A 14,636-nucleotide genomic window follows, 5' to 3' on the forward strand; every position below is an offset into this window, starting at 1 on the left:
AGCACTTCGCAATGATGCCCGGGTGGTGGGCGTCAATACGTTGGAATGGGACGCGCAGAGGTCACAGGCGGCTCAGGAGCCGCGGGAGCGGCGCGTCGACTTCCCCTTCCGCGGCTGGGAAGCCCGCGTGGTCTTCGACGCTTCCCGAGTTTTCCCGGCAAGTCGGGCAGCGCCTTCGCGCGCCTTCGCCTTGGGCGTGGGGCGCTCGCGCTCGTCCTTAAGCACCTTCCGCTGGCCACGCCAGCGCGTGGTCATGTCGAACACGTAGGACGCGAGCGTGACGGGGCGCCTCTCCCCCACACTTCGCCGCCTGTCTTCGAGCGCCGCCGCAAAGGCCGCCTTGTCGCTCCAGGCAGCGGGGTAGTCATACCGATCGCATTTGAACCAGAGGACGATGAACGCGCCGTGGCGCGCTCCGGTCGGGAGCATGTACCTCTCGACGAGCTGCTCTTCGAGGCGATCGATCAGCTCGCGTTCTCCGTAGCATGCATGTGCGACCTTCAGCTCCAGGATGACGCGGAACGGCGGATCTTCGCCCATGGGGCGCTGGATCAACAGGTCGCAGTAGCCCTCTCGGATCGGAATCTCGTCGTCGATGGTGGCAACAAGCCCGGCGCTCTGGAGCTCCTTCCTCAACAGGGGCCAGAGGACGTTCTGGCAGTCCGTCTCCTGTTTCGGGCGCTGGTCGTCCCAGAAGCCTGCGACCGCCTCGGCGCGCTTCTCGAATCCTTCGGCCAGGCGGTCGAGGGCGTCGCAGGTCCACTCGAAGAGGTCGCGCTCGGTGTGCACAGCGCCGACGCGCTCTCGATTGATGAAGTCGAGCAGGCCTCCGGCCGACCAGGCCGACATCGACAGGCGGCTCTCGACGTCCTCGCTGACGTGGCCCAGCCAGCGTGCATCCACGTAGTTGGCCGCTGCGCGCAGGCGCGCCAGTTCGCCGACGGTGCTTGCGCGATCAACGGCCTCCATGATGCCGAGGAGGAACGCTTGCAGCGAGTCCGACCGATGCCAGCGGCTCGTCGTCGAGGTCGCTCGAACGAGGGCGTACCAATCGGCTAGCATGCGCACGGCGTTCGCAGAGGCGCGGGCAGCGGCCGTCATGCAGAACGACGCGCCGCCTTTCTGCGAATGGGATCTGGGAAAGACGATGTCGTCATCGAGCAGCGGGACGCGTCCCTGCGAGATCCGCTCCTGCAACTCGGACCAGGCCCAGGCGTCACCAACCTCTAGCAGGAGGAGCAACGCCAAAAAGGTGACTGCGTCGTGATGGCGCGGGTTCATCTCGTCGCTGCGGATGACCTCGCGACGATAGTGTTCTTTCAGCGCCCCTTCATACCCGGAGGGCTTGAAGCGCTCCAAATAGGACACCATCTCGTGATCTCCAAGGGGCCGGACGTCTCCTCGCTCCAGCCGCTCCAGGCATCGGTGCACATAGAGATCGCAGCCGAGATCACGCAGGTAGGTGAGCACGGTGCCGGGCATGAAGAAGTCGTCCTCGCCTTCGAGAATGTGGAAGATACATCGGCGCCATAGATCCGGGTCGGCCTGCCGCAAGTCGTCGAGGACCACGGCCCGATCCTGACCGGTACCGCGGGATAGGAGCTTCCGACATATGTTTTTGAGCTTCGTTCGCTCGTTCGCGTTGGCCCGAACCATCTCCGCGAGCTTTGCTCGCCATTCGAGCAACCTTTGCCCCGATGACGGCGTGACATGCTGCGGGATCAACCAGAAGCGTGACGAAAACGCGGGCGCACGAGAGCGAGCAAGGCTTACGGCCTCTGCGGTGCGGTGTTCCTCCAGCCATCGACAGATCGCATGAGACAAGAAACTATCCTGGGCTTCTGTGAGTCCTTCGCAGGAGCCCGGCAGCAGATCGAGCAGGGCATCGCCGGCCGCATTGGCAAGCCCCCACGACACCTTGTAGACCTCGAACGAGGCGCTCCCCGTCGAAAGGGATTGCATCGCATGATCCCAGACGCGGCGAAGCAAGTCCGGGTTTGCTTGAAGAAGCCGGCTCGCGGTCGCATCACCGAACTCAGAGCCGTAGTCTGCCTGAGACCAGTCCTTTAGGATCAGGTCTACAGGTACGTCGTAGAAGCCGATTTTCTGAGCGTGTTGGTACAGTCCTTGGAGGGCGCTCCGCCACAAGTCGCCCATTTGCTCCTGAACGGAGGGCATGACGGAGAACGCTTCCGTCAGCGCTTCGGGCGTGAGTCGCAAGCAGTAGCGGTAGATCTCTCCCTCCAGCGGACCGTGCATCGTCGTGTCTCTTCTTCCGCGAAGAATCTTCGAGAAGTAATCAGCAGGCGAGGGCGCCTCCACGAGAGCATACGCCTCGAGAGCCGTCGCGCGGATGTTATCGGAGTCGTCGTCGAACAAGCCGTGCAGCCGACGTACCGACGCAATATCTCTCGTCGCGGCGACCACCCTGAGCGCTGTGTTTCGTACGTTGACGTTCTGCGTCGTGTCGAGCGCGAGATTCACCATGATCGGGTTCAGGTCCAGTGCCCCACCCCACGTTTCTGCGACGGCCACGCCCCAATCTCGCGCTCGGGGATCATCGCTGCTCAGGTAAGGCGTGAGCAACGCGGCAACATCATGCGGGCGGAGCTTCCGCAGAGCATCCTGAGGCGATCGACCATGAGGTCGCACGCCGACCCAAGGGATGAGATCCTGGGCGATGCCCCGATCGATGATCTTCTTCGCCAGGGTGTCAAGCACCTCGTGTGGTAGAGCCGCGGGCTCTGCGAGGCCTGCAATGAGAGGCTCGTCTTCAAGCAGGTGGTCACGGTAGCGGTCATTGCGCTCCGCCAGCGCCATCGCGACGCCCCGAAGATTGACATGCACGCGCTCCGGGCCGTCCGCCGGGACGCGCAGGAGTTGCCGCTGCTTGCGCAACGGCATCCGGTTGAGCGCTTCGGCGGTCAGGTGCTCGTGATAGAGCTGGTGCACGAATCGGCAGCGCCCGTCCTGCTTCACGAAGAGGGGCTGCTGGACCAGCGCGCTCACCGCGTCCGGCGACGGTCGGTGCCGGTGCTCTCCGACAGAGCGCGAGTCGTCCAGCCGGTCGACGATCTCTTGCTCGGAGAACTCCGCGTTGACAAAGGTTGCAAGACAGGCGACCTGGATGGCCAGGAACCGAAGTTGCTCAACGGAAGGCCCGGGGGCACGCGCCACATCCTTCGGCTTCCGTCGCAGCATTTCCTCCAAGCGCTGGTCGACGCAGATCCTCCTGGAAGGAGGGAGAGGACGGCCGGCGGCGAACTCGCGGGCCAGGTAGAAACCGTCGAAGGGCGTCTCCAGCAACCCTTCGATCCCGCGCTCGTAGCACTGCTCCCTGAAGCGGCGCAGGTCTGCGGCGTTCGGCACGATCTGCGCGTATGCTGCGTCGTCGAGGCGGTCCGCGCCGTAGGTGACGAACCCCTCGTCGACCAGCCAGCGCGGATCGTACGCCACGCGCCGGCAGGTCACGCTCACATGGGCAAGCGTGGCTGCGTGCGTGCCGAAGAAGTGTTCGACGTCGACAATGCGCCCAGCGTCCGGCCGTGCCTCATCGAGGGCGTCGAGGAAAAGCGCACATCCGGCGGAGTGCTCCTGCCGTGCGCGCCGGAAGAGCCCGCCGCTCTTGCGGTCCAGCACCTCTTCGATCGGCGTCTGCGAGCTGAGCAGCTTCAACCACTCACCGAAGAGAGGAAGCGGGGCCGCCTCGTCGGCGAGGAACCGCTCCGCAGCCTGCTCGAACGCGAACTGGAGAATGCGGCTCTTGCCTGCCCCGGAATTCCCGAGCAGGATGAGCCGCCTCTCGCGGTGCAGCTCGTCGTCCGGCAGCACGCCCAGCGCCCGGGCCCTGTCACGATCATGCGCCCACCAGACGAGTGGGTTGCTGATCCCGTACTCGTCCACCGGACGCTGGTCCTTGAGCACCAACCGGCGGACATAAGGCTCCCGGAGCCTTGCAAGTTCGCGTCGCACCTCGGCCAGGCGCTCACGCACGAACTGCCGCGCGTTCTCCAGGAAGGTCATGACCGCGCCGGGGATCCCGGAACGAGTCGAGCACCGAAGGGGCGCCCACGCTTCCCTGGTCCGGCGCCTGATGCCACGGACGTGTCGATGAGCTTGTCCATACGCCTGCCTGCCCGCATGTTACTCGTCGCGATGCGCGGGCCGGAAGCGTTTTCGAGGAGGAGCCATTCGCCAAGCGCCGCCCGCTGCACGGCGAAACGCTGCCAGCGGGCGTCGATCGCCTTCCATGGCGCGGCGAGAGGCCGACTACGATCGACGCAGAAGGTGCGCCGATCAGCCGTCCACCATCGACGACCGCCAAACCCGCGGCGACATTCGCCGCCCCTCCGCCGACGATCGCCTGTCGCCGACGCGCGCGCCTTCGCAGGCAGCGTGCCGACGCGAGTCGATGGGATCTCAAGTGGAAGCTCAGGCATGGCGGCTCCCCAGGCGGAGTGCGGCGCCGTCGCCTGGGAAGCCGAACAGGCCGATGGATCCGACGGGCGCTGCGCGCCCGCGGCGCATCGGCCGAACGTTCGGCGCGTCGCTCAGACTGGGGGTTGAGCCGGACCCGCTGATGGGGACAGGGAGACAGAACCGCCGCCAGCAGGAAGCCTGCGTCGCCTCCAGATGCGTCCAGGCGCCAAGCTCCTCGCGTCACAGCGCGTACCCCTTGCCTCGGCGGAGCCGACCATGGTAACGGTAACCGACGCGGCTAACCCGGGGGCGGCGGTGGCGCCTCTGCTTGTACTGGATGCAACTAACCGGCCACGCGCGTCGAACTGTGATCCGCCCACGGACCGCAGGCGGACGTTCGGTTTCGACGCATCCCGTCACGGACTCCAGGGGCCCGGATATGCAACAGTCATCAGACCCGTGATCGATGCAGTCCTGCCAAGCCGTCGGACCTGCAGGGGGCTGAGGATGCGGAGCCCGTGGAGCTGAGGTGACATGCCCCAAAGCTTCGTATGAGTTCTCAAACGTACACGCGCTCCGGTGCACGTCGCGCAGGCGACGAATACCAGGACATCGTCGCCCTCGATCTGCTCGTGGAGTGGCTCGAACACCCGGACCGGTTTTCTTGGTTTGAGCTCGAAGCTGCCGACACAGGCGCTCTCGATGACGTCGTCGCGCTCCGTGCCGACGGCGCTCTCGTTACGCGGCAAGTCAAATTCTCGACGAACCCCGCGGACGCGGATGACGCATGGAGTTGGACCGAACTCACGGACCAGAGGAAAGCCAAAAACGGCGCTGCGCTCCCGTCTCTCCTTCAACGATGGGCCACATCGCTTGAGAAGGTCGTTGCACAAGGCGTGGCACGCGTTGACGCAGCCATGGTTACAAACCGCATGGCCCAAGCGGATATCGCGAATGCGCTCGGTGTCGACAGGCGTGTCAACCCGGCGAAGCTACCGGTATCCACTCGCACGCTGATTGAGACGCAGCTCGGCGGAGCTGCAGCCGCGGGCAAGTTCTTTGCGAGCTTTCAATTCCAATTCGACGGACCGGGGCTCGAGACTCTCGAGCAGGCGGTTCGCCGTCGGTTCAGTGCCCTTGGAGGAACCGACACAAACTGGTTCCGACTGTGCAGTGAGGTCCGACGCTGGGCGCGTTTCAAGGATGTGCCAGCCCCCGACGGCCGCATCTCGCTCACTCATCTGCGCAACGCAGCCGGTTGGACATCGCTGCGCTCGCTGCCGCAAGACGTTGCGGTCCCGAGGGACTACGTGCTCCCTTCGAAGGAGTTTCACGCGAGCGTTATGCAGGATGTTCTTGCCCGGACAAGCGGAACAATCGTTCTTGCCGCGCCGCCGGGTGTGGGAAAGAGCACCTACGCGAGCTACCTGTTTCGTCGTCTCCGTGCTAAGCGAGCCGTTCTTCGACACCACTACTATCTCTCGGTGCGTGATCGCGACTCAGCATTGCGCCTCGATCACATCCGCGCCGCTGAATCACTCATGCACGACCTCGCCGAGGACTACGCGGAGGCGCTCGGGGAACTCACCGGGAGAAGCCCGAATCCCCACGACCTCCGAAAGTGGATTGAGGCGTGTGGTGAATATTATGCGAAGCGCAACGAGGCACTCGTCGTCATCATCGACGGGCTCGACCACGTCTGGCGCGAGAGGCGCTCCGTCGACGAACTGTCCCAGCTCTTCCAGTTCCTCCTACCCGCCCCCGATGGCGTGGTGATCATCGTCGCGACGCAGCCAGTTGATGACCATCAACTGCCTCCGGCACTTCATCGCGCCGCGCCGCGCGAGAGATGGCGCAGGCTCCCCCATCTTGATCGCGCTGCGACAACGAGGTGGCTGCTTCGTCATCGAAAAGACGTGCTCGTGCTGAATCGCGATGCGTCCGCCAAGGTGGTCTTTAATGATCTAGCTGAGGCGCTCTTCGATCGAAGTCAGGGGCATCCGCTGCACCTTCACTACACGCTCCATGCACTGCAGGAGCAGCATCTCCCGTTCACAGCAGCGGTTTTGCGCGCGCTCCCGCCGTGCAGCCATGAAGATATTCGAAGCTACTACCGCGAGCTGATTCAGGGATTGCCGGAGGCTGGACGGGAAGTGCTTCATCTGCTCGCGGCGTGCCCGTTTCCCTGGCCCATCGACGGTCTCGTCGCCTGCTTGGCCGGAGGCGGGCGTCCGGAGTCCGAGATCGTCGACGCACGCCGCCAAGTTCGGCACCTTCTCGTAGATGATGGTCTCGGGCTACGTCCGTTCCACAGCAGTATCCTCGCGTTCGTCGAGGGGCTCGATGACCATGCCGCATACGCGACTCGGATGCGCGGTCGAGCGTTGGAATGGCTGCGCGGCCCCGCGCCCGCGTACTGGCGCTGGGCGTTTCGCTGGTTCGTGGAGGCGAAACTCGGCGACGACCGCGGCCTACGCGACGGCCCCACGCGAGAGTGGGCGGTCGAAGCCCTCGCAGTTCGACGGTCGAAGGCGGAGCTTGACGAGATATTGCGTCGAAGCACATGGGCGAATCTGAAACCCGCGTACCTCCCTCGTGCGGCCCGCGTAGGACTGCTCAGAGACTATTGCGCTACGAGCTTCGATCAGCCCGGCCGCGAGGTGCTCGAACGCCTGCTGCCTAGCCAGCTTGAACTCGGCGAGGATCCGCACCTCGCGGCGCGCTTGTGGACATCGTCCGACTCGTTGTCGGTCCGTGAGCTCTGCGCCATCGGAACCTGGATGTCCGGCCGCGGAGCGGCGCCGCTGGTGCAAGCATGCGTCCGGGAGCTGCGCGAGCGCGCGTTGCGTCGGGTGCGTGGCGACGAAGGACACGAGAGTTTCGAGTGCTACATCGAGTGCGCCGCGTTGCCCGGTGGACGGCCGAAAGAACACATTGCGGGTCTCGCCCGTGCCAATGCATCAAACATCTACGCTCGCTTAACGCTCGACGCTTGGATGCGGGTCATTGGTCGGCTTCGCGACGTTGGTAATGCGCGCTTCGTCCTGGGTCTTCTCAAGGAGTTCAACCCGTCCATCGGTCGAGGAGCCATTCGTCGAGCCATCCTGCTTGCGCTCGATGAAGGCGTAGACATTGCCAAGTTGGTAGAGGAATCGAACGCCTCGACGCCCTTCTCGGAGGTCTATTGCCATCTTTTCGGAAACGCCTGCGCAGTCGCGGATGTCGCTCCTTTTCCGGCGACCAGTCCATTCGAGGCCGGGCACCGTATTGAATACGATGCGCGTAACAGGGTCCTCGGGGCGGTTTTTGAGGACACGTTCTTCACATTGCTCTTGAACCATCTGCGCGGCCACATCAGCGAGAACACTGCATGGATTGCCGGACTCCCGGCCGACCGGTGGTGGGCCCGCGCAATCCGCGTGCTGGCCGAGTTGGCGGCGCTCGCCGCTCCCGCGCTAACTGGAGCGACGACAGCCGACACGGCCGCGATCTTTGAGTGTTTGCGAGCGCTCTCATCACCTGAATTCGGAGTCGAAGACGGCCGCGACGCGTTCATGGACGGGCATGCCCGTGCGGCATGTCTCACGATCTGTTTCATCTCTGTGAGCCTCGCGAGGTTCCTCGTTGCCTCGGGACGTATCTCGCGGCTAGGGCGGGAAGCTGTGCGGACGCTCGTCTCCTCGTGGTGCGTTCCGGCGCATGACTGGGTCCACGAGTATCTCGATCAGGGCGCGGTTGATCTCGACGACGAGGCACTCGTGTGGCTGCTATCCTACGAGGAGAACGCCATCCGTCTGAGCAGCGATGGCCTGAGCGAACGCGCAAAACGATTCGCCTCGCTCGCGGCACTTGCGCTTCGCCATGGCCGGCATGCCGAATCAAAGCGGTACGTTCGTGAGTCGTGCGAACGGCTACTCGCCCACGGCTACCACAAGGACATGCTCATCTTCTGCGCGCTCGATGTTATCGAGAGCTGCGGCAAGATCGGCATTGGCTCCGGCCGTGCATGGGCACTCTCCCTTGCGCCAGCAGTTGACCGCATCCGGGATTTCACCGATGGAGACGAAACCAGGCACTTGCCGGCAAGCTTGGCCGTGACGCTTGCAATCGTGGCGCCGGACATGCTGGGCCCGTACTACGAGTGGCAGTGTCAGGTCGAGGACCACCACTACGCGACATCGACGCGTGCATCCGTGCTTCGCACCGTAGACTTGCAGACGCCGATGTACCAAGCGTTCGCAAGAACGGTCGTCGACAAGGACTGCCTCACAGCGCTCGAGGAGCGTGCTGCAAAGGGCGAGCAGGGTGCGATGAGCGCCGTCGGGGTGCTGAAGGAGTACCTCGGACCGCACGCGACGTCTTGGCCACCGGAGGAGAAGTCGAGCTCGTCGTACTCGGAGCGCACACCCACGGTGCCGCCGGAGCCGAAGGACTATCCGCCAGAGAGATTCGACGAGTACATGAGCGCCGTGGGGTTCTCTATGGGATCGGACCGCGAGACCATGGCCCGAACGTGGCTATCGCATTGGTCATTGAGCCCGGGCAACGCCGCTGAGGCGTTTCGCGTCGTTTCGGAGGCGGCGGAGAGGAACCCATGGCGCGGCTACTCGGCGGCGCTCTATGAGCGCGTGAAGGCTGTCGACGGCAAGTCGGCGGCGTTCCGCTGGCTGGTTCGTGCACAGGCTGAGGATCAAGGCTGGGAGCGATATTGGTCCCAACGGCAGAGGTTCGAGAGCCGTACGGCGGAAGTGCGGAGGTTCTTCCCCGAGCGGTGGTTCGACTTCCTTCGGGAAAGTCTCGACACTGAGACTGGCGGTGAGCTGCGGAGCGGATACCTGAGCTATATGCGGTTTCCGCGGCTTGTGGACTACCTGATCTCGATGGGGCAGACTGGCCTTGCGGCGCGCGTCGCCGAAGAGGTCATGGCGGGGACTCTTGAGCTTATCGGCCCTGCCGAATTGCCTCCAGCGCCCTGGACCAAGGATATACGCGACGAGGCCGAACGGGCTCGCTCAATGGTACTGTCGCAACTCACCTGGCCGTCAGTGATGGTTCGCGAGCGTGCGTGTGCGGCTATCAGCGAGCTCCTGATGTCCGGAGAGGACGGCGGGATGTATGACGCCGTAATCGACTGGATCGAGAAGCAAGAGCTAGCAACGCTACGGACCAACGGGCTACTCGCCCTCGTTCGTGCAGGAAGATCTTGGCCTCCTTCGCGACGACTCCCTGCCGGGGACCTTCTCTCGTGCTTGCTGCTTCAGGAGCTTGGCGCGAGCGGGTGGTCTGAGGGTACTCTAGAGTACTCGCAGGCCGTGCCGGCAAGTTTTGTGCCCGGGCGCTTCTTCCGAAGATACGTTCGGAACTTCCTTCCTCCTTCATACGCGACGCGTGCCGACAGAATTGAGGAAAATTTTGCACGTGGTTTCTGGCGGCAATGGGGGTACGAGTGGAGCGTACTCTGCGAACGGACATCGGTAGAGGTGTCTGAGGAGTCGCTCATGTATTGGGCGCGGAGAGAATCGAGTCGTGTAATCGTCGATATTGCGCTGAGTGACGTCTATCGCTCGTCGTTCTTGCGAGCCATCGCGTGGGCGCTCTCGTCGAAGCGCATCAAAGCTGACGATGCAAGCTACTTCGCAATTTTGGCGTGCCCCGTCGACTTGGGCCTCTGGCGTGTCCGGCCCGGTCGGATGCCTGCATGGTGGCCGCACACTACTGTTGACGAAGGGCCGATCGATACGACGGTCGCGAGGGTCTGGCGTGATGTGGAGGACTTGTGGAAGGCGCAACAGAGCGTGGCCTCGACCTCATACATAGCGCACGCGAGCGGTTTCGTTGCTGAGTCCGCGAACGGGAGGATTGTTTACCAGCTTGAAATCCACGGCTTCTTTCAGCAGTGCTACGGCACCGATACACCTGAGCCGGCGAACGTTGTTGATGCGGTTTCCGGGGCAACCGGTCGGGTGGCCGGGGTGCCGTCGTTTTTACACTTCGCGGGGCCGGTGACCGATAACGGCTTCGGGGAGCTCGCGGACCGCATCGCGGATTGGGGAGTCGCACCCGCAGCCATTCAGGTAGATGGCCTTCCGATCCAGCGCTGGCAGTTTTGGCGCGGCATGCGCGGGGTTTGGTTGCCCCCGACCTACATGTCGGACGAGCCGGCCATCGCGACGTGCTATGAGACGGGAGTAGAAAGCCGGGCTGGCGACGAGCTACTCGGTCAATGGTTTGACTGGACCGACGCGTTGCGAGAGCACATTCATGATTTTGACGTCAAACCGCGGACTGGCGAGATCTTGGAGGCGCCGAAGGCGGTCGTAGACCGGTTTGTATCTCGTTCTCGAAGTAGGTTCTGTTGGGCCGTTCGCCTGACGTGCACTCACAGGGAGCGGTCGTATCAGAAGCGCGAGGCGGCGACCACAGAGCGTGTATTCGGCGCAACGTCACTCATCACGTGAGCCCGTTCCTTGGGACGCCGAGCGAAATAGCGTTTTAACGCCGGTCGGCACGCCGCTCGCTTCGCGAGCGCCGCGCCGCCGCCGCGAAAACGCTATTTCGTTAGACCTCCGTGAGGATAAGGCGAACAACGGCGTCTCGGTGCATCGAGCGCCTAGGAGCGCGAGCGTCTTGAACGGGACGGTGGCGATATCGAGCAAGGCGCGAGACCAGGATATTACGATGCTAGAGCGTGGCACTGGATTGCCTCAGGTGAGAAGGAGTAGCGAAATCCCAGGCTTCGGCGAGCTGTTGAACGGCTCGATCCATGATTGGATCGGCATGGGCCACGAGAATTCGCTGGGGTGGCAGCGCGCGCATCTACGCGATTGATTCAGCCACCGCCGTGCTCGCACGAGCATGCATCCTGACGTCAGGGGGCGTCCTGGCTTTTCCGTAGCGTCCGAAGATGCGTGCTGCAATTCGCCAAGTCCAGTGGTCGCCACGCGCGGGCGATCTCAGCAGAGCCTGCGGGCGCTGGCGAGCGGGAAGGCGTCGGCAGCGAGTCGACGCGAGCGGCGGGCTCGACGTTCGGTCCAAGCTTGCTCACGCCTCCGTTGCAACCGGCAACCCGAGCAGGCGACCGATCGCCTCGTGAACGACCCGGGCCGCCACCTCGTCCCCGAGGGCGACGGCGCGGCTCAGGGAACTGGCGAGCGAGGCGACCACGGCCGCCCGAGGCGACAGCCCGGTCACGGCGAGCTCCCCAGGCTCGACGCTTGACGCTTGGGCCCGGGTTGGGCCCACGCCTTCCGAGGGGCTGCGATCCGTCGTCACGCCCTCCCAAAATCCCGGGGCATCCGACGGATCGCGACGGTTCGCCCCCGCGGAATCGTCCCGCCAGCAAAACCGGTCGATGACCGCTCGGCAGTCTCTTTCTGCCCAACGACGAAGATCAGCAGCGGCGGGGGCCGAGTGAGCTACGAATCTGGGAAAGCCTACCTGCCCCCGCCGTCTGCCGCAGCGCCTGGTTCGACCTCAGAAACTTTCGCTCGCGAGCAGCGCTTGTAGGCCATCGAGGACCTGCTCGTTGGCGGGTCCGCTAAAAGCCTATCCCAGTAGGCGCATAGGCAAGTCAAGCCAGATCGCAGCGCGAGGAAGTGTAGCGCGGCAGAGCGAAAGGGTGGGACCGCGAGCGTCGCGATGGCTCGGTCCTGGGTCGAAAGAGCGTGGTCCGGGCGGCGCCGCGCGCTAAGGGGCGCAACGGCGTGCCGTGGGCACACGTGTCCGTCCGGGCGTTGGTCTGGCCCGGGAGGCGCGTCGCGAGACGCTCTACGGCGTCACCGAGCGCCTTGCGGCTCACAACGGTGCTTTTCCAGTACGGTGGTCCCCGGTTGGGAGAGCGTGCTGGAACATCGGTCGGCTCGCCGAGCGCACAGAGGAAGCGGACGATGTTCCGGGGCTCGGTCACCATGGCGACGAGCTTCATTCGCCCCTTGCAAGTTGGGCACTCGAGGACATCGAGCCCGGGCCCGAGAAGGCCTCGAGGGGAGGCGAGGAGGCCTCGAGGGGAGGCACGAGGAGGGTGCTGGCGTAGACCAGCGACCCGCCGCCCACGCCCGCGCCCGACAGGATGAGCGTGTCCCGGAGCAGGGTCAGCCGCTGGATACCGTGACACAGCAGCCTGGGCGCCCAGAGGAACTGCCGTACATTCCAGCCGGCCTCCGGCGCCCACGGCGGACGCAGATCCGTCCCGCCGCTCGCCCGCCCCGCGCGCCGAGGAGCGCTCGGCCGCCGCGCGCACCAGGAGTCACAGAGAGCCTGCCCCTGCGCCACGCGGGAGGGCATCGATCCGATGCGTGCTGTCGACGGGATGTCAGTACCAGGTGGTGGTGAATCCCAGCTGACCGCCTCGTGCGCGGTCTTCTTTCCCTTGCGGCCCGCCGTCAGATCACGCCGAGCGCGATCATGGCGCGCGCGACCCGCAGAAACCCCGCGACGTTCGCGCCCACCACATAGTTGCCCGACACGCCGAGCTCCTCCGCCGTGTCGTAGCACGTGCGATGGATGTTCGTCATGATCTCGGCGAGCCGCTTTTCGGTGTGCTCGAACGACCACGAGTCGCGGCTCGCATTCTGCTGCATCTCGAGCGCCGAGGTCGCCACGCCGCCGGCGTTCGCCGCCTTGCCGGGGCCGAACGCTACCCCGGACTCGAGGAAGACGCGCACGCCGTCGGGCGTGGTGGGCATGTTCGCGCCCTCGGCGACGGCGCGGCATCCGTTTTTCACCAGCGTCGCCGCGTCGCGCGCGTTCAGCTCGTTCTGCGTCGCGCAGGGGAGGGCGATCTGGCACGGCACCTCCCAGACATTGCCGCCCGGCACGAAGCGCGAGCGCCGGCCGCGCCGCGTCGCGTACTCGCTGATGCGAGCGCGTTCGACCTCCTTCACTTGCTTGAGCAGCGCGAGATCGATGCCGTCGGGGTCGTGCACGTAGCCGCTCGAGTCCGAGCACGCAACGACGTGGGCCCCGAGCTGCTCCAGCTTCTGGCTCGCGTAGAGCGCGACGTTGCCCGAGCCCGACACCACGCACGTCTTGTCCGTGAGCTTCTCGCCGCGCACCCGCAGCATGTCGGCGACGAAGTAGACGGCGCCATAGCCGGTCGCCTCCTTGCGCACCAGCGAGCCGCCCCACGCGAGGCCCTTGCCGGTGAGCACGCCCGACTCGTAGCGGTTCGTGAGGCGCTTGTACTGCCCGAACATGTACCCGAGCTCGCGCTCGCCCACGCCGATGTCGCCCGCCGGCACGTCGGTGTGCTCGCCGAGGTGGCGGTGGAGCTCGGTCATGAAGCTCTGGCAGAAGCGCATGATCTCGCCTTCGGACTTCCCCTTGGGGTCGAAGTCCGCGCCGCCCTTGCCGCCGCCGATCGGCATCCCGGTGAGCGCGTTCTTGAAGACCTGCTCGAAGCCGAGGAACTTGATGGTCCCGAGGTAGACCGTCGGGTGGAAACGGAGGCCGCCCTTGTAGGGACCGAGCGCGCTGTTCACCTGCACACGGAAGCCGCGGTTCAGCTGCACCTCGCCGCGGTCGTCGACCCACGGCACGCGGAAGATCACCTGGCGCTCGGGCTCACAGATGCGCTCGATGATCTTGTGCCGCGTCAGCTCGGGATGCTTGGAGAGCACCGGGCCGAGGGACTCGAGGACCTCACGGACCGCCTGGTGGAACTCCGATTCGCCGGGGTTGCGGCGAACGATCTGCTCGAAGAGTGACTCAACTTTCTCGTCCAAATGCACCATGTCGAGGGGGGTATACACCGGCGCGGCGCGCGGTGCAGTCGTCGTCGCCATCGCCCACGGTTGTTCGGAGTATGCAGCCCGCCCACCGGGGCAGTATCGGTGTTAAATTGTTGATGCAGTGTAATTCAGGAGGGAGGCGGACCGCAAAGGGACCTTCTGTCACCTGACGCGGGCGTGGCGGGTTCGCCCTTGACATCGCATGGCGTCGAGCATTGTTGAGAGCACTAGTGACCGAGCTTACGGCGCTCAGGCGAGAGAGGAAGGGGGCGGCGACGGCCCAAGCCGCGGCGGCCTTCGAGCTCTGCTTCGGCGAAACCGCCCCGCACGGCCTCATCGCAAGATGCGCTAACGAGGCTGCGCTGCGAGGCGGAGGCTCCACTGTGCCCGCTGCGCGCGAAGCCCTGAAGGCGACTCTCCTGCTCGTCCCGTCGGTGACGTCCAGCAGGAGGAGGGCGGCAGCGCCAGACGGTATGTCCGTGATCGGGA

Annotated in this window: 5 protein-coding genes; 1 reads left to right on the plus strand and 4 read right to left on the minus strand. The window is 64.9% G+C overall.

The annotated features are described in order from the left end of the window. Positions 1–72: 72 nt before the first annotated feature. Positions 73–4,023 carry an NACHT domain-containing protein gene (locus WMF29_RS07935; protein WP_437328265.1) on the minus strand — a complete coding sequence of 1,317 codons (3,951 nt, stop codon included), beginning with the start codon at positions 4,021–4,023 and terminating at the stop codon, positions 73–75. Between the two features lie 947 nt (positions 4,024–4,970). Between WMF29_RS07935 and WMF29_RS07940 the strand changes: the two genes are divergently transcribed. After that, entirely contained in the window at positions 4,971–10,877 is a 5,907-nt protein-coding gene (locus tag WMF29_RS07940; protein WP_437328266.1) for an ATP-binding protein, read from the plus strand. A 583-nt stretch (positions 10,878–11,460) separates the two neighbouring features. On the opposite strand, the gene WMF29_RS07945 is transcribed toward WMF29_RS07940, so the two are convergent. From WMF29_RS07945 to gdhA, 3 genes are all read right to left on the minus strand, one after another. Next, positions 11,461–11,610, minus strand: a complete 150-nt coding sequence (locus WMF29_RS07945) for a hypothetical protein (RefSeq protein WP_437328267.1) — start codon at positions 11,608–11,610, stop codon at positions 11,461–11,463. A gap of 729 nt (positions 11,611–12,339) precedes the next feature. Next, a complete protein-coding gene (locus WMF29_RS07950) occupies positions 12,340–12,702 on the minus strand; it encodes a hypothetical protein (RefSeq protein ID WP_437331264.1) in 363 nt (120 codons plus the stop codon). A 98-nt stretch (positions 12,703–12,800) separates the two neighbouring features. Further along, complete coding sequence (gene gdhA, locus WMF29_RS07955) at positions 12,801–14,150, minus strand: NADP-specific glutamate dehydrogenase (protein WP_437328268.1); 1,350 nt, start codon at positions 14,148–14,150, stop codon at positions 12,801–12,803. Positions 14,151–14,636 lie beyond the last annotated feature (486 nt).

The sequence above is a fragment of the Sorangium sp. So ce381 genome (assembly GCF_051473845.1).
Lineage (GTDB): Bacteria > Myxococcota_A > Polyangia > Polyangiales > Polyangiaceae > Sorangium > Sorangium atrum.